Source organism: Streptomyces capillispiralis (assembly GCF_007829875.1).
In the GTDB taxonomy this organism is placed as follows: domain Bacteria; phylum Actinomycetota; class Actinomycetes; order Streptomycetales; family Streptomycetaceae; genus Streptomyces; species Streptomyces capillispiralis.
In genome coordinates this window covers 1,448,665-1,467,682 of sequence record NZ_VIWV01000001.1, presented here as the reverse complement: position 1 = coordinate 1,467,682, position 19,018 = coordinate 1,448,665, and the positions used below count along the sequence as shown (strand labels likewise).

General features: G+C 73.2%; 18 protein-coding genes. 6 read left to right on the top strand and 12 right to left on the bottom strand.

Features of this window, described 5'->3' with window-relative positions:
* Window positions 1-89: 89 nt before the first annotated feature.
* Entirely contained in the window at window positions 90-1,469 is a 1,380-nt protein-coding gene (locus tag FHX78_RS05840; protein WP_145866402.1) for an 8-oxoguanine deaminase, read from the top strand.
* A gap of 219 nt (window positions 1,470-1,688) precedes the next feature.
* Window positions 1,689-3,077, top strand: coding sequence for a nucleobase:cation symporter-2 family protein (locus FHX78_RS05835; RefSeq protein WP_145866401.1), 1,389 nt, complete (start codon window positions 1,689-1,691; stop codon window positions 3,075-3,077).
* A gap of 158 nt (window positions 3,078-3,235) precedes the next feature.
* Here the strand turns inward: FHX78_RS05835 and FHX78_RS05830 are convergent, their stop codons facing one another.
* The 7 genes from FHX78_RS05830 to FHX78_RS05800 form a co-directional block, all read right to left on the bottom strand.
* Entirely contained in the window at window positions 3,236-3,901 is a 666-nt protein-coding gene (locus FHX78_RS05830; RefSeq protein WP_145866400.1) for a peptidoglycan recognition protein family protein, read from the bottom strand.
* A 98-nt stretch (window positions 3,902-3,999) separates the two neighbouring features.
* The gene (locus tag FHX78_RS05825) at window positions 4,000-4,881 is read right to left on the bottom strand and encodes a lysozyme (RefSeq protein WP_145866399.1); all 882 of its coding nucleotides are present in this window, start codon (window positions 4,879-4,881) and stop codon (window positions 4,000-4,002) included.
* 335 nt (window positions 4,882-5,216) lie between these two features.
* Window positions 5,217-5,639, bottom strand: a complete 423-nt coding sequence (locus FHX78_RS05820) for an acyl-CoA thioesterase (protein ID WP_145866398.1) — start codon at window positions 5,637-5,639, stop codon at window positions 5,217-5,219.
* A 58-nt stretch (window positions 5,640-5,697) separates the two neighbouring features.
* Entirely contained in the window at window positions 5,698-6,324 is a 627-nt protein-coding gene (locus tag FHX78_RS05815; protein WP_145866397.1) for a hypothetical protein, read from the bottom strand.
* Window positions 6,321-6,527 (bottom strand): DUF397 domain-containing protein, encoded by a 207-nt coding sequence (locus FHX78_RS05810; RefSeq protein WP_145871684.1) that lies wholly within the window; start codon window positions 6,525-6,527, stop codon window positions 6,321-6,323. Before FHX78_RS05810 ends, FHX78_RS05815 begins: the two co-directional genes overlap by 4 nt.
* The gene (locus tag FHX78_RS05805) at window positions 6,527-7,354 is read right to left on the bottom strand and encodes a helix-turn-helix domain-containing protein (RefSeq protein WP_145866396.1); all 828 of its coding nucleotides are present in this window, start codon (window positions 7,352-7,354) and stop codon (window positions 6,527-6,529) included. The genes FHX78_RS05810 and FHX78_RS05805 overlap by 1 nt, the downstream gene beginning before the upstream one ends.
* 176 nt (window positions 7,355-7,530) lie before the next feature.
* Window positions 7,531-8,415 (bottom strand): helix-turn-helix transcriptional regulator, encoded by an 885-nt coding sequence (locus FHX78_RS05800; protein WP_145866395.1) that lies wholly within the window; start codon window positions 8,413-8,415, stop codon window positions 7,531-7,533.
* Window positions 8,416-8,555: 140 nt separating this feature from the next.
* Between FHX78_RS05800 and FHX78_RS05795 the strand changes: the two genes are divergently transcribed.
* The gene (locus FHX78_RS05795; RefSeq protein ID WP_145866394.1) at window positions 8,556-9,461 is read left to right on the top strand and encodes an oxidoreductase; all 906 of its coding nucleotides are present in this window, start codon (window positions 8,556-8,558) and stop codon (window positions 9,459-9,461) included.
* A 236-nt stretch (window positions 9,462-9,697) separates the two neighbouring features.
* On the opposite strand, the gene FHX78_RS05790 is transcribed toward FHX78_RS05795, so the two are convergent.
* On the bottom strand, window positions 9,698-10,591 hold the full coding sequence (locus FHX78_RS05790; RefSeq protein WP_145871682.1) for an MBL fold metallo-hydrolase: 894 nt from the start codon (window positions 10,589-10,591) through the stop codon (window positions 9,698-9,700).
* A 181-nt stretch (window positions 10,592-10,772) separates the two neighbouring features.
* Between FHX78_RS05790 and FHX78_RS05785 the strand changes: the two genes are divergently transcribed.
* Window positions 10,773-11,648 carry a helix-turn-helix domain-containing protein gene (locus tag FHX78_RS05785; RefSeq protein ID WP_145866393.1) on the top strand — a complete coding sequence of 292 codons (876 nt, stop codon included), beginning with the start codon at window positions 10,773-10,775 and terminating at the stop codon, window positions 11,646-11,648.
* 39 nt (window positions 11,649-11,687) lie between these two features.
* Here FHX78_RS05785 and FHX78_RS05780 read toward each other — a convergent pair whose 3' ends face one another.
* Window positions 11,688-12,896 (bottom strand): pyridoxal phosphate-dependent aminotransferase, encoded by a 1,209-nt coding sequence (locus FHX78_RS05780; RefSeq protein WP_145866392.1) that lies wholly within the window; start codon window positions 12,894-12,896, stop codon window positions 11,688-11,690.
* Between the two features lie 83 nt (window positions 12,897-12,979).
* On the opposite strand from FHX78_RS05780, the gene FHX78_RS05775 reads away from it, so the two are divergent.
* On the top strand, window positions 12,980-13,612 hold the full coding sequence (locus FHX78_RS05775) for a winged helix-turn-helix transcriptional regulator (RefSeq protein WP_145866391.1): 633 nt from the start codon (window positions 12,980-12,982) through the stop codon (window positions 13,610-13,612).
* A gap of 46 nt (window positions 13,613-13,658) precedes the next feature.
* On the opposite strand, the gene FHX78_RS05770 is transcribed toward FHX78_RS05775, so the two are convergent.
* Genes FHX78_RS05770 through FHX78_RS05760 form a run of 3 tightly spaced genes read right to left on the bottom strand, consistent with a single transcriptional unit; the run spans window position 13,659 to window position 17,305 of the window.
* Window positions 13,659-14,468 carry a hypothetical protein gene (locus FHX78_RS05770; protein WP_145866390.1) on the bottom strand — a complete coding sequence of 270 codons (810 nt, stop codon included), beginning with the start codon at window positions 14,466-14,468 and terminating at the stop codon, window positions 13,659-13,661.
* Window positions 14,468-15,742, bottom strand: a complete 1,275-nt coding sequence (locus tag FHX78_RS05765) for a VWA domain-containing protein (RefSeq protein ID WP_145866389.1) — start codon at window positions 15,740-15,742, stop codon at window positions 14,468-14,470. The genes FHX78_RS05770 and FHX78_RS05765 overlap by 1 nt, the downstream gene beginning before the upstream one ends.
* Before the next feature lie 45 nt (window positions 15,743-15,787).
* Complete coding sequence (locus FHX78_RS05760) at window positions 15,788-17,305, bottom strand: IucA/IucC family protein (protein WP_145866388.1); 1,518 nt, start codon at window positions 17,303-17,305, stop codon at window positions 15,788-15,790.
* 100 nt (window positions 17,306-17,405) lie between these two features.
* Between FHX78_RS05760 and FHX78_RS05755 the strand changes: the two genes are divergently transcribed.
* Window positions 17,406-19,004 carry an IucA/IucC family protein gene (locus FHX78_RS05755; RefSeq protein WP_167531695.1) on the top strand — a complete coding sequence of 533 codons (1,599 nt, stop codon included), beginning with the start codon at window positions 17,406-17,408 and terminating at the stop codon, window positions 19,002-19,004.
* Window positions 19,005-19,018 lie beyond the last annotated feature (14 nt).

Genomic DNA, 19,018 nt, shown 5'->3' with positions numbered 1-19,018 from the left:
ACCCGTGGCCGGGGAACACGTCCCCGGCCACGGCACTCAAATCCCCCAGGGTCCTGCCGTGCCCCTCCCGTGAGCGAAAAGGACGAACCATGGCAGCAGACCGGCGCACCGTCATCGAGAACTGCGCGATCGCGACCGTCGACCCGGACGACACCGAACACGCCTCCGGCCACCTCGTCCTCAACGGCAACCGCATCGAATCGCTCGGCGCGGGCCCGGCCCCCGAGGGCCTGGAGAACGTCGTGCACCGCATCGACGCCACCGGGCACCTGGCCACCCCCGGCCTGGTCAACACCCACCACCACTTCTACCAGTGGCTCACCCGGGGCCTGGCCACCGACCACAACCTCTTCGACTGGCTCGTCGCCCTCTACCCCACCTGGGCGCGCATCGACGAGCCGATGGTGCACGCGGCGGCCCGGGGCTCCCTCGCGATGATGGCCCGCGGCGGCGTCACCACCGCCATGGACCACCACTACGTCTTCCCGCACGGCTCCGGCGACCTGTCCGGCGCCGTCGTCCGCGCCGCCCGCGACATGGGCGTCCGCTTCACCCTCGCCCGCGGCTCCATGGACCGCAGCGAGAAGGACGGCGGCCTGCCCCCGGACTTCGCCGTGGAGACCCTGGAGGGCGCGCTCGCCGCCACCGAGGAGACCGTGCGCGAGCACCACGACCCCTCCTCCGACGCCATGACCCAGGTCGCCGTCGCCCCCTGCTCCCCCTTCTCCGTCTCCACCGAACTGCTGCGTGAGGGAGCCGAACTGGCCCGGCGGCTCGGGGTGCGCCTGCACACCCACGGCTCGGAGACCGTGGAGGAGGAGAAGTTCTGCCACGAACTGTTCGGCATGGGCCCCACCGACTACTTCGAGTCCACCGGCTGGCTCGGCGAGGACGTGTGGATGGCGCACTGCGTCCACATGAACGACTCCGACATCGCCGCCTTCGCCCGCACCGGGACCGGCGTCGCCCACTGCCCGTCCTCCAACGCACGCCTGGCGGCGGGCATCGCCCGCGTCCCGGACATGCTCGCGGCCGGCGTCCCGGTCGGCCTCGGCGTCGACGGCACCGCCTCCAACGAGTCCGGCGAACTGCACACGGAACTGCGCAACGCCCTGCTGGTCAACCGTCTCGGCGCGCACCGCGAGGCCGCCCTCACCGCCCGGCAGGCCCTGCGGCTCGGCACGTACGGCGGTGCCCGGGTGCTGGGCCGGGCCGGCGAGATCGGCTCCCTGGAACCCGGCAAGCTCGCCGACCTGGTGCTGTGGCGGATGGACACCCTCGCCCACGCCTCCATCGCCGACCCGGTGGCCGCCCTCGTCCTCGGCGCGCCGGCGCCGGTCACCGCCTCCTTCGTCAACGGCCGCCGGATCGTGGAGGACGGCCGGCTGCTCACGGCCGACGAGGACGAGATCGCCCGCGCGACCCGCGCCGAGGCGCGGCGGCTGGCCCGGATCGCCGCACAGGGCTGAACCCCCCTTGACGTCTCCGGCCGGGAGGGACGGCTCCCGGCCGGAGACCGCGGACCCCGCACCGGGGCCGCGACGGCCGTCTCCGGGGCGCGCGTTCGTCACGCCCGCCCCGGAGCGGTCACCTCTCCGTCCTGGTCCCGCACGACCATGTGCACCACCTCCTTGACACCCACGACGACCCTCCCGGGCCGCCGTGTACCCGACCGGAGGAGAGCGGCAGTGGCCGACCACCCCGTTGACGAGAAACTCCCCGCGCTCAAGATGGCGACGACCGGCCTGCAGCACGTGGCCGCCATGTACGCGGGCGTCGTCGCACCACCCCTGATCGTCGGCGCGGCCATCGGCCTCACCGGCAGCGAACTCACCTTCCTCACCGGCGCCTGCCTGTTCACCGCGGGCCTCGCCACCTTCCTGCAGACCCTCGGCATCTGGAAGATCGGCGCCCGGCTGCCCTTCGTCAACGGCGTCACCTTCGCCGGTGTCGCCCCCATGACCGCGATCGTCGCCTCCACCGACGACAAGGACGACGCCCTGCCGGTCATCTTCGGGGCGGTGATCGTCGCCGGCCTCCTCGGCTTCCTCGCGGCGCCCTTCTTCAGCAAGGCGGTGCGCTTCTTCCCGCCGGTCGTCACCGGCACCGTGATCACCCTCATCGGTGTCTCGCTGCTGCCGGTCGCCTTCGGCTGGGCCCAGGGCGCCAGCCCCGCGGCCGACGACTTCGGCTCCGCCACCAACCTGGGCCTGGCGGGCGCCACGCTGCTGATGGTCCTGCTGCTGCGCCGCTTCACCAGCGGCTTCGTCAAGCAGATCGCCGTCCTGCTGGGCCTGGTCGGCGGCACGCTGCTGGCGCTCCCGTTCGGCGTCACCGACTTCTCGCCGGTCGCCGAGGCGGACCTCGTCGGCTTCCCGACGCCGTTCCACTTCGGCGCCCCGCAGTTCCAGCTCGCCGCGATCGTCTCGCTGTGCGTGGTGATGGTGGTCTCCATGACCGAGTCCACCGCCGACATGCTGGCGCTCGGAGAGATCGTCGACCGCCCGGCCGACGAGCGGACCATCGCCGCCGGCCTGCGCGCCGACACCCTCGGCTCCGCGATCAGCCCGCTGTTCAACGGCTTCATGTGCAGCGCCTTCGCGCAGAACATCGGCCTGGTGGCGATGACGAGGATCCGCAGCCGGTACGTCGTCGCCACCGGCGGCGGTTTCCTCGTCCTGATGGGCCTGTGCCCGATGGCCGCCTCGCTGATCGCCGTCGTACCGCGCCCGGTGCTCGGCGGCGCGGGCGTGGTCCTGTTCGGCTCGGTCGCCGCCAGCGGCATCCAGACCCTGGTCAGGGCCGGCCTGGAGAAGGACAACAACGTCCTGATCGTCGCCGTCTCGCTGGCCGTCGGCATCATCCCGATCACCGCGCCGGAGTTCTACCACTCCTTCCCGGAGACGGCCAGGATCGTCCTGGACTCCGGCATCTCCACCGGCTGCGTGGCGGCGGTCGCGCTGAACCTCGTCTTCAACCACCTCGGCAACGGCAGCCGCGAGGCCGCCGACGTCACCCACCCGATGGAGGCGGGCGAGGAGATCACCGGCGCGGCGAAGGCCCCGGCCACGCCGTGAGGCCGGCGGCCGGCCGGGCCCGGCCCGGCGCCCAGTGCGCCGGACCGGCCCCGGCCGGAGCACGGTCCGGTGTCCGGTGTCCGGTGCACGGTCCGGTGTGCGGAGCGGTCCGGCGTCCGGGGCACGGTCCGGCGTCCGGGGCATGCCGCCGGCGGCGCTCACGCCGTCCGGGCCGCCGCCACTTCCTCCCGCAGCCTGGGCAGCATGTCGTGGTAGACGCCCGGGCAGAGGGTGTCGCCGTAGTCCTTGTGCCCGTAGATCTGCGCGGACGGAACGCCGTACCGCACGCACGCGTACGCGCACAGGGTCACCAGGACGTCCCACTGGGCGGTGGGCGGTACCGCCCCGTCGTGGTAGGCGCCCTCGCAGGCGATCCCGACGGCCGTGTTGTTCTGCCCGGAGGTGTGGGCGCCGAGGACGAAGTTCCGTCCGCCGGTGAGCGCCTGGAGGCTGCCGTGCCGTCCCTCGGTAATCCAGCCGCCCCGGCTGACCAGGAAGTGGTAGCCGGTGTCGACCCAGCCGTTCTTGTCCATGTGCAGGTTCTGCACCCAGTGGGCGTGGGAGTGGGCCTGGGCGCGGGAGAAGTCGGCGGTGTTGGCGCTCACCGTGTGGTGGATGACGAGCTTGCTCGGCCGGTACTGCAGGACGCTGATGGTTCCCCGGGGGGACCGGGCGCCCCAGGCGGTGGTGGAGTCGATGTCCGGCTCGACGGCGTCCGGGGCCTGCGCTCCGGCCCGTGCCGTACCCGGCAGGGCGGTGGCGGCGGCCAGACCGGCCGCGCCGGCGATCAGCAGGCGGCGCCTCAGGGCGTTCTCGGGATGCACGATCACTCCTCGGGGAGGGAGGGGGAGTGGGGGGAGACGGAGGAGCCGGCGGCGGACGGCCGCCGGCTCTCCCGCGTGATCGCGTACTGCCTCGGGTCTCAGGTGTTGTTGGCGAGCGCCAGGAGCCGGTCGCGGGAGCCGTTGAACTGGTTGCGGTCCACGTTGCCGGAGACGCCGCTGACCGAGCCGGTGGCGGTGTACTGCCACACCGTCCAGGTCGGGAAGCCGGCCGGGATCGTCGGGGCCGAGGTGCCCCAGTGCGCCACCCACAGCGGGCTCTTGCTGTACATGCCGCTCCAGTTGCCGGTGCAGGTGTTCCACCAGCTCGCCGTCGTGTAGATCACCACGTCACGCGTGGTGCGCGACTTGTAGGTGTTGTAGAAGTCCGTGATCCAGGTGCGCATCTGCGTGGTGGACAGGCCGTAGCACATCGCCCCGTACGGGTTGTGCTCGATGTCCAGGACACCCGGGAGCGTCATGTTGTCGCGCGACCAGCCGCCGCCGTTGTTGACGAAGTAGTTCGCCTGGGTGGCGCCGCTGGAGACGTTGGGGCGGGCGAAGTGGTACGCGCCGCGGATCACGCCCGCGTGGTAGGCGGCGGGGTAGTTGGTGTTGAAGCTCGAGTCCTTGTAGGTGGTGCCCTCGGTCGCCTTCATCCAGGCGAACTGGATGCCCGCGTTGCGCACGGAGGTCCAGTTGATGGCGCCCTGCCAGTGCGAGACGTCGATGCCCTGGACGCCGTCGGTCGGCGCCATGACGCCCATCGTCGGCTCCCCGGCCGGGGTGCCCTCGTGGATGCGGGTGCCCGCACCCATGTACGCCTCGCCGGGCTCGATCTTCACGCGGTCCCGGTCGGGCTGCGGCGCGGCGGTCGCGCCGCCCGCGGTGGTGGCCGTCAGCGCGAGGGCGGCCGCGAGGACGCCGAGCGCCGTGGCCATCCGTCTGCGAGTGCCGGACGAGCGGGTGGGGAGAGAGAACATGGCTGCCTCCTGACACATGTGGGGATGAGCGAAGGAGGTGACGTCGGCCGCTGCCACCTGGCAGTTCCGTTGCTGTTTGACGTGCGCGCGTCATCAGTTACGCATGCGGGGTCTACGCGTGTAAAGCCCCGCCGGTCCTCGCTCGTGGTCTGGTCCACTGCAGGAACGGATGGCCTGGAGACTTGGCCCCGGACGGCGGAAACTTTCACTGCCTGAAACCCGGAAACGGGGCCCGGCCCACCCCCTCCGGCCCGTGCGACGCCCCCGCCGGAGGGGGAGCACGAACGTGCGCCGGCGGCGCGCGACGTGTACGCGAACCGGCCGGCGCCCGGGTGCTACAGCCCGAACAGACCCGGGTCCTTCGCCAAGTCCCGGAAGACCTCCTGGGGGTTCGGCACGAGTTTGCGCCGCGCGAGGTCCAACAGGCCGCCGACCGCCGTGATGTCGGCCGCCACCGTGCCGTCGGACTTGGTGATCGTCTGCTCGATGGTGAACGTCTTGCCGCCGCTCCAGGCGAAGGCGCAGCTCACGTCGACCTCGTCACCGGCGAGCAGTTCGCGCCGGTAGCGGATGGTGGTCTCCAGGGCGACCGGCCCCACGCCCCGCGCGATGAGGCCGGACTGGGAGATGCCCGCCTCCTGGAGCAGCGACCAGCGCGCGTGCTCCGCGTAGTTGAGGTACACGGCCTGGTTGAGGTGGCCCTGAACGTCGGTCTCGTACCCGCGCACGGTCACGCGGACGGAAAACGGCTGACTCACTGCGTCCCCTTCACGCCTGCTCGGTTCGTTGCCCTGCGCACCGATCCTGGCACGACCCTCACTTACGGCGGGGGGACGCCAGCAGATAGCGCGTGCGGGTTCTGGGTTCCGTGTACTCGCCGACCTGCCACCCGGCCCCCTCCAGCGTGGCCGCGCACGCCCGCAGCGCCCCGCCGTCCGGTCCGTACACGGCGACCGCCTCCGGCTGCGGAGTCTCCCGCACCCGGTAACCGCCCTCGCCCTCGGTGGCCGGGCGGTGCCCGGCGGCCTCCAGGGCGAGCGCGGCGGCCCGCACCAGATGCGCACGCTCCCAGCCGCAGGGCCGGTCCGTGGCACCGTCGGGGTTGGTCATCCGGCGCAGCTCCAGCAGGCCCTGCCAGGCACCGCGCACTTCCCGGAGCCGGGCGGGGCCGGACTCCGGCGCGGGGTCTTCGCCACCGACCCGCGCGGCGAACACCCCGGTCGCGGCCGGTGCCTCCACCGGCTCGGGCGCCGCCGCCTCAGCTGTACGTTCCCGGTGTCCCGCCGGGGTCAGGAAGTGATCGTGGGGTGGCCTCGGATGCCGGAAGGCGAGCCCGCGCTTGACCAGCGCGGCGAGCTGCGCCGGCGTGCCCCGCAGCCGCCCCGTACCGGGATCGGCGGCGTCGACGACGCGGCGCTGCGCGGCGGTGAGCGGTCGGGTCATCGGCGTCCGGAGGCGTAGGGGAGGAAGGCGGCCCACTGGTGAGGGGCGAAGGTGAGGCGGGGGCCGCGTACGTGCTTCGAGTCGCGGACGTGGATGGTCGCGGAGGTGAAGGCGACCTCGACGCACTCCGGGCCGTCGTTCGTGCTGTAGCTGCTCTTGAACCACTCCAGCGCGGGACCGCTCCCGGTCCGGCGGTTGGTCATCATGTCTCTCCCGGCAGTTTCTCAATGAAGGCCAGCGACTCACGGGGCGTGAGGGCCTGGGCCCGGATGATGCCATAGCGCATCTCAAGGATCTGGATCTCCTTGGGGTCGGAGAGCAGCCGACTGATCAGCTGCACTTCGATGTGACCCACGGTTGCCCCCTCCTCCAGCCGCAGCAGTTGAAGTGCCCCCGCGAGCCCCGCGTGGTCTTCACGGTCGGTGGGCAGCACCTGTATCTCCACGTTCCGCCGCTGACCGACCTCCAACAGGCGTTCGAGCTGCTTCCGCATCACCATTCTGCCCCCGAGCGGACGGCGTAGCGTCACCTCTTCCTGGACGAAACCGAAGACGGGAGAGGGCTGTTGATCGAAGATCCTCTGACGAGCCAAGCGCGCCTCGACGAGTTCGTCCACCTGCTCCTCGGTGTACGGAGGCCGCCGCATGCCGTAGATGGCCCGCGTGTACTCCGGTGTCTGCAGTAGGCCGTGCACGACGTGGTTGGCGTAGGCGCACAGCTCGACCGCCTCTTCCTCCAGCTTGGCCAAGTCCCGTACCTTCTTGGGGAACCGGGCCTTCGACACATCGTTCTTCAGCCCCGAGAGCAGTCCGCCCGCCTCGAGCACCCGGTACGCCGCGTCGAGGAACTCCTCCATCGGTGCCCTCCGCCCGCGTTCGACGGAGGACACCTGCTCCTCGCTGTACCCGATGTGCGTCCCGAGTTCGGCCCGGGTCATCCCCTCCCACTCCCGGCACATCTTGGTGACCCGCCCGACGGTCCGCAGGACGGCCGCCGACTCCTGGTCCGCGCCGTAAGGTTCCACACTCATGTCCCCACACCTCCATGTCCCGTCCGTGCTCAACCCGTCGTCGGTGCGGGACGTCACGCGGCACGGCCCGGACAGGCCCGGACAGCAGGCGTACGGAGACCTCGCGTACCGGCGTCGTCCCTGTGCGGGTCAGGGGCGAATGGCCACGGCGAGCGGCTGGAACGTCGGCATCGGGCTCAGTGGGAGGCGGCCGGAGGGGCCGCCTTGCCGTGCGAGCGGCTCGCGCGCAACGACGCGAGGAGGTGCAGCCGGTCCGCGTCGGCGCTGCCCGGCTCGGCGGTGAAGACCAGCATGACCGGACCGGGCCGGCCGGGCAGCGGATAGGTGTCCCAGTCCAGGACGACGTCGCCGACCTCGGGGACCCGGAAGGTCTTGGTGCCGCTGACCGAGACCCGCACGTCGTGCCGGGCCCACAGCCGCCGGAACTCGGCGCTGCGGATACTCAGTTCGCCGATGATCGAGGTGGCGCGCGGATGGGTGGGGTCGGTGGCGACGGCGGCGCGCATCATGCCGATGTACTCCAGGGCCTGACGCTCCCAGTCCGGGCAGCTCCGCTCGCCGGTCTGCGTGTCGTCGAACAGCAGCAGGAGCATGTTGAGCCGGTCGGGCGGGTAGCCGTCCGGGCTGCCGAGCAGCACCTCCGCCATCGGGTTCCAGGCGAGCAGGTCGAGATGGCGGCCGAGTACGACCGCCGGGGTGTCCATGACCCGCAGCAGCCGCCGGGTGCTGTCCGGAACCCTCTCCGGACCGCGGTCCGGCCGGGCGGGAACCGGTCGGCGGGCGGCACGGGCCAGTCCGAACAGGTGCCTGCGTTCCGCTTCGTCGAGGCCGAGCGCGCCGGCCAGCGCGTCCAGGACGTCGTCGGACGGGCGTACCTCCCGGCCCTGCTCCATCCGCTGGTAGTAGTCGGTGCTCAGCCCGGCCAGCAGGGCCAGCTCCTCGCGGCGCAGCCCGGTGACCTTGCGCCGGCCGCCGGGCTCCAGACCCACGTCCCGTGGGTGCAGCCGGTCGCGCCGGGCGCGCAGGAAATCACCGAGCTCACGGGCGTACGGATGGGTCATGCCCCCAGTGTGTCTCCTCACCGGGCGCCCAAGGTAGGTCCCGCAAACCTAGGGAAACGAGGACGACCGAACCGGCCCGCACCGCTCCTAACGTCGTCGGTGCACCCCACGCACACCCCGCCGACCCCCAGGAGCAGCGCATGGCCGGATGGACCGCCGACCGCATCCCCGACCAGCAGGGCAGGATCGCCGTCGTGACCGGCGCGAACTCGGGCCTCGGCCTGATCACGGCGACGGAGCTGGCCCGCCGGGGCGCCCACGTCGTGCTCGCGGTCCGCGACACCGCCGCCGGTGCGGAGGCCGCCCGCCGGATCGGCGGTGACACGGAGGTGCGCGAGCTGGACCTGGCCTCGCTCGACTCCGTCCGCGCGTTCGCCGCGAAGCTGGCCGCCGACCATCCGGCGGTCGACCTGCTGGTCAACAACGCAGGGCTGGTACTGCTCGGCCCGCGCCGCACCACCGCCGACGGCTTCGAGCTGCACATCGGCACCAACATGCTGGGGCACTTCGCGCTGACCGGCCTGCTGCTCGACAGGCTGGAGGCGGCGAGGGAGGCCCGGGTGGTCGGCCTCAGCTCGATCACCCACAAGAACGCGCACCTCGACTTCGACGACCTGATGTCGGAGCGTGCCTACGGGGCCGCTTCCGCGTACGGCCGGTCCAAGCTCGCCACCACGGTCTTCGGCGTCGAACTGGACCGGCGCCTGCGCGCCGCCGGATCAGCGGTCATCAGCACACTGGCCCACCCCGGTCTCACCCGCACCAACCTGACTCCGCGCGCCTGGGAGCACCGTGGCCGGCTCGGACAGGTGATCGCGCGGCTCGGCCTGCTGGTCACGCAGCCGGTGGAGCAGGGCGCGCTGCCGCAACTGCGCGCCGCGACCGATCCCGGTGTGCGGGGAGGTCAGTTCTTCGGGCCGTCCGGGTTCGGGGAGACACGCGGCCGGGTCACCGAGGCCCGGATCGGCCGGGAGGCGGCCGATCCGGCCGTGGGCAGGCGGCTCTGGGCGGTGGCCGAAGAACTGACGGGCGTCCGCTACCTGTGAGCCGTCGCCGGCCGGAGCGGGCCGCGAGCCGGTGACCCCTCCCGCGTCCGGCCGGTGACCCCTCCCGCGTCCGGCCGGTGCCACGCCCTGCGGACGCCCCCCGCGTCCGGCCGGTGCCACGCCCTGCGGACGTCCTCCCCGCGTACGGCTCCGACCGCCCGCAGGGCGTGCACCGGCCCGGAAAGCCCCCGGATTCCGAGGGCCGGGCCGAACACGGGACGGCTTCGAGCCGGTGGTCAGGTGCGGGAGAACGGCGCCCAGCCGGAGATCCCGAACCCGGAGCCCTCGCGCCGGATCTCGAAGGCCCCGTGGCCGGGCAGATGGGCGGGCAGCACCAGGGCGTTGTGGTCGGCGGCGTACGCGTACATCCGCGCCCGGCTGGCGCGGGCGGCGTCCTCGTCCTCCTCGAAGCAGCTGTTGAGGTGCGGCTCGTGGACCTGGATCGCGCCGTGCATCAGGTCGCCGGCGAAGACCGCGCGGTCGCCTCCGGACACGAGGTGGACGACCGAGGAACCCGGAGTGTGCCCGGGGGCCGCCTCGAGCCGGAGGTTGGCGTCGATGACGTAGGAGTCCTCCCACACCGTGACGAGGCCGGCGTCGAGCACAGGGTCGACGCTGTCCTCGTAGACGTTCTGGTTGCCCCGGCCGAACATGGTGCGGTGCAGGTTCTCCGGACGCCAGTACTCGACGTCGGGTCGCGGCATGAGGTACGTCGCGTTGGGGAAGGTGGGGACCCAGTCGCGTCCGTCGAGCCGGGTGTTCCAGCCGACGTGGTCGTCGTGCAGGTGCGTGTTGACGACGAGGTCGACGTCCTCCGGTTCGATGCCGGCCGCGGCGAGGTTCTCCAGGTAGTTGGTGTTCAGGTACGACCAGATCGGTTGCAGCGGCCGGTACTTGCCGTTGCCCGCGCCGGTGTCGATCAGGATGACCCTGCCCTCGCTGCGCAGCGCCCAGGTCTGAGTGGCGACGCGGGTCAGGTCGGTGACGGGGTCCCAGTGGTCCGGGTCGAGCAGGGCGGCATGGCGCTGCCATTCCTCCGGCCTGCTGCCGGGGAAGAAGACGTCCGTGGTCATCGGTGAGGTCTCGGAGAACTCGAGGACCCGGGTGATCTCGACGTCACCCAGCTTCATCGTGGTGACCCGGGGTGCCAGGGCGGTCGTCGCCTCCGCCGCGGACGAGGGGGCGGAGGGGGTGCTGTTCGCTGTCATGCCGTCGACTCTGGAGGCCCCGGGCGGGGGCAGCCAGGCCCGCTGCTGCCTACCCCTGACAGGTGCAGGCTACGGCCGCGGCCCCCGGCGCATACTTGCCGGCATGCAGCGCAGATCACCGCTCGGCGAGTTTCTGATGGCGCGGCGGGCACAGTTGGGCCCGGACGACGTCGGCCTGCCCCGGTACGGGGACCGGCGCCGGGTGCCCGGGCTGCGCCGGGAGGAACTGGCCATGCTCGCCGGGGTCAGCGCCGGCTACTACACCCGGCTCGAACAGGGCCAGTCGCTCAACGCCTCCGCCGAGATCCTCGACGCGATCGCGACCGCCCTGCGGCTGACCACGGCCGAGCGGGAACACCTGCACGTCCTGTCGGCGGCGGCGAGCCACCGGCCCGGACCGGAGACGCCCCGGACGGAACACGCCTCCGCCGATCTGCGGACACTGCTGGCCGCCATGAGCGACGTGCCCGCCCTCGTCCTCGGCCGCCGCAACGACGTGCTCGCCTGGAACCGGGCCGGGCACGCCCTGCTCGCCGGACACCTGGACCCGGCCTCGCCCGACGACCCGGACACCCGGCCCAACATGTCCCGGCTGGTCTTCCTGGACGCGCACACCCGCGCCCTCTACCGCGACTGGCCCGCCAAGGCCCGCGCCGTGGTCGGCAACCTGCGCATCCTGACGGCCCGCAACCCCGGGGACGCGCGCCTCGCCGAACTGGTCGGCGAACTGGCCATCCACAGCGCCGCGTTCGCCCGCATGTGGTCCGAACACACCGTCGACCCCTGCGGCCGCGACGTCTACGACCTGGCCCACCCGGTCGTCGGTGACCTGACCCTCACCCAGCAGACCCTGCACGTCCCGCAGGAACCCCACCAGTCCCTGGTCACCTTCACCGCCGAACCCGGCTCCCCCTCCGTCACGGCCCTGACGGTGCTGCGCCAGGCCTGCGGCATCGGCAGGGGCGACCCCGGCGCGTGAACCGGGGCCACGCCTCGGGGGGATGCCGGTGCGGCGGGACTACTGCCGGTACCCGCTCAGGAAGCGTCCGATCCGGCCGATCGCCGCCTCCAGGTCGTCCGCGTGGGGGAGGGTGAGGATGCGGAAGTGGTCGGGGGAGGGCCAGTTGAAGCCCGTGCCCTGGACGACCTGGATCTTCTCCCGCAGCAGCAGGTCCAGGACGAATTTCTCGTCGTCGTGGATCCGGTGCACGGACGGATCGATGCGCGGGAACGCGTACAGGGCGCCCTTCGGCTTCACGCAGCTCACGCCGGGGATCTCGTTCAGCTTCTCCCAGGCCACGTCCCGCTGTTCGCGCAGCCGGCCGCCGGGCGCGGTCAGCTCGCGGATGGACTGTCGGCCGCCGAGCGCGGCCTGGATGGCGTACTGGGCGGGCGCGTTGGCGCACAGGCGCATGGAGGCCAGCATGGTCAGGCCCTCCAGGTAGTCCTTCGCGTGCTGCTTCGGGCCGGTGACCACCAGCCAGCCGGAGCGGAATCCCGCCACCCGGTAGGTCTTGGACAGGCCGCAGAAGGTGAGGACGACCAGGTCGGGGGCGAGGGCGGCGGCCGAGTGGTGCACGGCGTCGTCGTAGAGGATCTGGTCGTAGATCTCGTCGGCGAGGACCATCAGGCCGTGGCGGCGGGCCAGGTCGAGGATGCCCTCGACGACCTCCTTCGGGTACACCGCGCCGGTGGGGTTGTTGGGGTTGATGATGACCACGGCCTTCGTGCGGTCCGTGATCTTCGCGGCCATGTCGTCCAGGTCCGGGTACCAGTCGGCCTGTTCGTCGCAGAGGTAGTGGACCGCCTTGCCGCCGGCCAGGGTGGTCACCGCCGTCCACAGCGGGAAGTCCGGTGCCGGGACGAGGATCTCGTCGCCGTCCTCCAGCAGGGCCTGTACGGCCATCGACACCAGCTCCGAGACGCCGTTGCCGAGGAAGACGTCGTCGACGTCGACCTCCAGGCCCAGTGTCTGGTAGCGCTGGGCGACGGCCCGGCGGGCGGAGAGGACGCCCCGCGAGTCGGTGTAGCCGTGCGCCCGCGGCAGCATCCTGATCATGTCCTGGAGGATCTCCTCCGGCGCCTCGAAACCGAACAGGGCCGGATTGCCGGTGTTCAGGCGCAGCACGCTGTGCCCCGCCTCCTCCAGCGCGTTGGCGTGCTCGATGACCGGACCGCGGATCTCGTAACAGACCTCGCTGAGCTTGCTCGACTGCCGGAACTCCATGTGCCGCTTCCCCTCGCGTGGTGTTGCTTGGTTTTACCAAGTCCACGCTTGGAAAGTCCAACAACATGTCTAGACTGCGTCGCATGTCACCTCGCCGAAGCTACGACCAGTACTGCTCCACCGCCCGTGCGCTCGACACCGTCGGCGACCGCTGGACCCTGCTGATCGTCCGCGAACTCCTCGCCGGACCGCGGCGCTACACCGACCTGCACGCGGACCTGCCCGGTGTCAGCACGGACGTACTGGCCTCGCGGCTGAAGGACATGGAGCGCGACGGCCTCGCCACCCGCCGTCGGCTGCCCCCGCCCGGCGCGGCCTTCGTCTACGAACTCACCCCGCGCGGCACCGCGTTGCTGCCCGTGCTGCAGGCGCTCGGCGCCTGGGGAGAGGCCGAACTGGGGGAGCGGCGGCCCACGGACGCGGTGCGCGCGCACTGGTTCGCGCTGCCCCTGCTGCGGGCCCTGGACGGCGTGGGCCGGGGCCTCGTCGAAGTCCGCCTGGAGGAGGGGCGGTTCCACCTGCGCGTCGGCGCGGAGGACGGGCCCGTGTACGGCGACGGACCGGCCCCCGGGGAGCCCGACGCCCTGCTGTCCCTGGACACCGGGACGTGCACGGCGGTCGGCCGCGGCGAACTGTCCCTGTCCGGCGCGGTGCGCGCCGGGCGGGTCGAGGTGAGCGGGGACGGCACCTTCGCCAAGGCCCTGCGGGAGATGTGACGCGAACGGCGGAAGGCCCGCACAGGGCGGGCCTTCCAGAACCGTGTCACGCCCGCGGCGGCACCCCGGGCGGACGCCCGGGCCCCCGGGTCAGCCGGTACCCGACGACCCCCGCCAGCGCGGCCAGCGCGCCGCCCGCCGCCGTCCACAGCCAGCGGTCGGACCACCAGCCGGACGTCCAGCCGTCCTCGGGCTCCAGATCGGCCAGCACCGCGGTGGGTGAGTCGTCGTCCTCCGCCAGGTCCTCCCTGGCCGGGACCGCGACACCGGGCACCAGCGGCTGCGACAGGGCGCCGTCCACGGCCGCCGCGCCGCCCATGTCCTTGGACTCCACCCGCAGTTCGGTGTCGACGGCCTGGCCCAGGCCGGCCGTCGGGACGCGCAGCGCCGTGAGCCGGACGTAGTACGTGCCCGGCAGCGGGTCACTGGCCCACGGCTCCGCCCAGCCGCGCACGGTGCGCAGCACGCACTCCAGTTCCACCGAGGCCGCGCCGGCCCCCGCGGTGCGGGTCTGCGCGCCGTACTGGCAGGCCTGGCGGCGGCGCAGACCGTCGTACACGTCGAGCTGCCAGGTCTGGGCGGCGTGCTCCTCGGGCAGCTTCACCGACGCGCGGACGGTGAGGCGCTGCCCGGCGTCGGCCGGGAACGACCAGTACAGGTAGTCGCCCGTGGAGGCGCGGGCCGTGGCGGTCCGGCCCTGCTCGACCTCGGTGGCGGTACGGAACGAGGTGCCGGCGCGCGTGGGCGCCCCGTCGTCCTCACCCGTGCCGGGCGAGGGCGAGGAGTCGGCCGCGGCGGGCGCGGCGGCCGCCCCGAGCAGCAGCAGGGCGGCGCCCACCAGTCGTACGGAACGCATCAGTTGGTCCTCCAGACGGCGACCCGCCAGCGTGACAGCCAGCCCCAGACGAGACCGGCGAGGAAGCCGGTGAGGACCAGCGCGCCGAGCAGCCACCAGCCCCGGCCGAGACCGAACGACGCCACGTCGTCCGCCGCGTCCGGCCCGTCCACCACGTCGATGGTCAGCTCCAGCGGCAGACCGGGCGTGGTCTTCACCCCGTCGTCCGCCGAGAAGGAGTTGGTCACCACCAGGCACACGACCTCGGCGGCCGGCTTGTCGCCGTCGTCGTCCTCCCGCTCCGGCTCGGGGTGGCGCAGACCGGTGGACAGCACGTCCGTACGGCCGTTGCCGGTCGCCTCGCCGCGCACGGTCTCCCGGCCGTGCACCGTGACGGCCCGCAGCAGCACGCCGTAGTCCGGGCGCACGGCCCGGTCCGCGGCCACGCTCACCGAGGCGCGCAGCTCCTGTCCCGGCAGCACCTCCACGCGGTACCAGCGCTGCTGCCCGAACTCCTCGCGGTCGGTGTAGAGACCGGACGTCAGGGTCGGCGCCTTCGCGCACGAGCCGGCGCCCTCCGTGGCCACCGGCGTCACCACCGGATCGGCCGCGCGGTCCACCAGCTCGTTGACCCGGTCGGTGAGTTCGTCCTGGTGCTCGACCGAGGTGTACGTGCCGCCGGTGGCCTCCGCGATGCAGCTGAGCTGCCGGCTCATCTTGACGTTCGGCACCAGGCCCAGGGTGTCGATGGTCAGGCCGATGCCCTTTGCCGCGATCTCCCGGGCCACCTCGCACGGGTCGAGCGGGGCGCAGGTGTCCTCGCCGTCGCTGATCAGCACGATGCGCTTGGACCCGTCGCCGCCGTCGAGGTCGTCGGCCGCCTTCAGCAGGGCGGGGCCGATCGGCGTCCAGCCCGTCGGGGCGAGCGTGGCCACCGCCGTCTTGGCCTCGGTGCGGTCCAGCGGGCCGACCGGGTAGAGCTGCGCGGTGTCCTTGCAGCCCTCCTTGCGGTCGTCGCCGGCGTAGTCCGCGCCCAGGGTGCGGATGCCGAGCTCCACCTCCTCCGGCGTCGCGTCCAGCACCTCGTTGAACGCCTGCTTGGCCGCCTCCATCCGGGAGCGGCCGTCGATGTCCCGGGCCCGCATCGAGCCGCTGACGTCGAGGACGAGGTTCACCTTGGGCGCGTGTCGCCCCGTGGGTTCACCGGCGGCCGCCCCGGCCGGGAAGGCGATCCCGGCCGTCAGTGCGGCGAGCAGGGCGCAGACGCCTGCCACCGGCCGTTTTCTTCTGATCATCGGCGGATCCTATTGATCAGGCCGCACCTGATTCAAAACGGTCCGTCACCTGAACTTCGCATGCAGGGGATTGGGCAGTTCCGCCCACTGGTCACCGCTCGTCCGCGGCGACAGCCGCATCAGCGTCAGCGCCTTCGCCGGCAGCGGCCCGTCGGCCAGCGCCGACCGGTCGGGGGAGCGCGGCAGGTCCCGTACGGCGCCCTCCAGGGCCGCCCGCAGCGCCGGCCCCGAGCCCGCCGCCCCCGCCAGCGCGCCCGCGACCAGGGACCCGAACAGCTTGCGGCGCAGCACGCGTTCGTCGTCCGTGACCATGCGCGCGGGCAGCTCCGGCAGCGCGATGCCGTGCCGGGCCAGCCGCGCCGGACCGACCCGCAGGTCCGCCAGGTCGCGGTAGACCAGCCGCACCGGCTCACCGGCCGGCGACAGCACCACCAGCAGGTTCTGGCCGTGCGCCTCCAGCGCCACCCCCAGCTCCAGCAGCCGCATCCCGACCGTCAGCGCCAGCCGGGCGAACCGGCCCAGCCAGCCGGGGGAACGGGGCAGCTCCGTCGTTGCCAGCGCCGCCACCGGCACCACCCGCTCACCGGGCGCCGCGTACACCTCGGGCGACTCGCGCAGCACCGCCGCGAGGTCGGGGGACCCGGCCGCGACCGCGCCCAGCGTGCGGGTGATGTGCAGCAGCCCGTCCGTCCGCGCCGCGACCGCCACCCCGAAGTCCGACAGCACCATCGACGCGCCGACCGAAGCGAGCGAGATGTCCCGCACCGACGACGTCAGCCGGGCGCTCAGCGCCGTCTTGACATGCGGCCCGTCCGGCAGCGCGAGGGTGCGCAGCGTCATCAACGGATGGGCCGGGAGCCGCTGTTCACCCGGCCGCTCCCCGTCCCGCTTCAGCACGTGCGCCGCCTGCCACGGGTGCACCGGCACCACCAGCCGCCCCGCCTCCCGCAGCCCCTCCGGCCACACCCCCGCCACCAGGCACTCCCCGGCCGGCACCGGCACCAGCCCCAGCTCCACCACCGGCCGGTGCTCAGGCCCGTACGCGAGCTGCTCGGCCACCGAGAAGCCGGGCCGGGAACGGCAGTTGGGATGGAACGGATGCCCGTCGACCACCCGCTGCTCCCACTCCCAGTCCCGCGCCGGCCACGCGGCCGGAACCTCCTCCCGGTCCGCCCGCGACAGCGCCAACGACGCCGTGCCGTGCCCGAGTTCGGCCGCGAACCCCTCCGCGTGCGGTACGCCGAGATCCGTCACCAGCCGAGCCGGATCGTCGTACGCCACCCCGTCCAGCCGTACGGCGGTGACGTACGCGCCGGTCGCGTACGGATCCGCCCGCGGGCCGTGCAGCCGCCGCCCGTCCGCCAGGCACAGCGTGAGGCCGTCACGGGCCTCCTCGCGGCGGGCGATCCACGGCAGCGGCTCGTGCGCGAGGCCGCGCCACAGCCGGGTCAGCACGGCCGCGCGGGCACCGGGCAGCGCGCCCGTGTACCCGGGCACGAGGCCGGGCCGTACGACGCTCAGCTCGTCGGCGATCTCGGCCTCGGCGGTGGAGGGACGGTGCACGGGCGGACTCCTCGGGTACGCACGGGGTGGGACATGGGGGCGGTCGGCGACCGACATACTGATCGTCTCCGCCCGGACAGACCGTAGGGAACCAGAACGCGTGGACCTCATCCCCCCGCCCGCAGACGACGCGGCGAGCCGCGCAGACCTCGCCGGGCGCGCCGACGCCTACGCGGCCGTGCCGCTGCTCAACTGCCTGCTGCGCGAGGTGGCTCGTCCCCTGCCCGCCCCGCACGAGGCCCCATACGAGGCCCCGCACGACGGCCCGCACCGCACCTACCACCTCCCGGGCGTGGACCGGCTGCTGCGGGTGCGCGGCACCCGCCGCCCCGCCGCGCCCGAGGTGTTCACGGGCGGCGCCTGGCACCGCGTCGGCCACACCGAACTGGTGAAACTCGTCGCCGAGGAACTGCGCCGGAACACCGGCCTGTCCAACCACGAACTCCCCGCCGAGATGGCCGACAGCCGGGACGCGGTGGCCGCGCTGCTCACCGCCCGTGAACGGGCCACCCCGCCCGACGACCCCTACCTGCGCTCCGAGCAGTCCCTGCTCACCGGTCACACCCACCACCCCGCCCCGAAGGCGCGCGGCGGCGGCCCGGTGGCCGCCTGGCTGCCGTACGCGCCCGAGGCGTACGCCCGTTTCCCGCTGGCGCTGCTCGGCGTGCGGGCGGACACGGTGGCGGAGGAGGGCGACACCGCGGCCCTCGACGCCCTGGGCACCGCCCCGCCCGGCTACCGCCTGCTGCCCGCCCACCCCTGGCAGCTGGACCTCACCGCCCGCGACCTGGCGCCCGCCTTCGCCGACGGCCGGCTGATCCGGCTCGGCACCACGGACTTCGAGGTGTGGCCCACGGCGGCGGTCCGCACGGTGTACGCGCCCGGACCCGGCCTGTTCCTGAAGTTCAGCCTGGACGTGCGCATCACCAACGACATCCGCCGGCTGTGGCGCCACGACCTGCGCACCCTGCGCGGCACCGACACCGCCGTAAGCGCCGCGTTCGCCGGGATGGCCGAGTCCACCGGCACCACCGCGTCCGACGTCCCGGCGGCCTGGCTCAGCGACCGCGGCCACCGCACCGCCGGCTTCGCCTTCGAACACCTGGCCGTCGTGGTGCGCGACGGACTGCGCGACCACCTGAGGCCCGGCACGACCGCGTACCTGGCGGCCGCCCTGGCGGAGGGCTTCGACGGCGACCCCCTCGCCGGCACCGCGCGCCCGGCCGACTGGTGGCGGGCGTACCTCGCCCGGGTGGTGCCGCCGGCGCTGACCGCCTTCGACCGGCACGGCGTCGTCCTGGAGGCCCATCTGCAGAACACGCTGATCGCCGTCGACTCCGACGGCATGCCCGTACAGGCCCTGTTCCGCGACGCGGAGGGCGTGAAGCTGCTCGCGGACGCCACGCGCGGGACGGCGCTGCCCACGGTGTCCCGGGAGGCGGGCTGGGAGCGGCTGGTGTACTGCCTGCTCGTCAACCACCTCACCGAGATCGCCGCCGCGCTGGCCGAACGCCACCCGGGCCTCGACCCGTGGCCCGCGGTCCGCCGCGAACTGTCCCGCCACGACCTCCCGGAGATCCCCGCCCTGCTCACCGCGCCGACCCTGCCCGCCAAGACCAACCTCCTGCTGCGCTGGACCGGCGCGGACGGCGCGGACGCCCGCTACCTGCCGCTGCCCAACCCGCTGGCCGGCGGCTGAACCCGCCCGCGCCC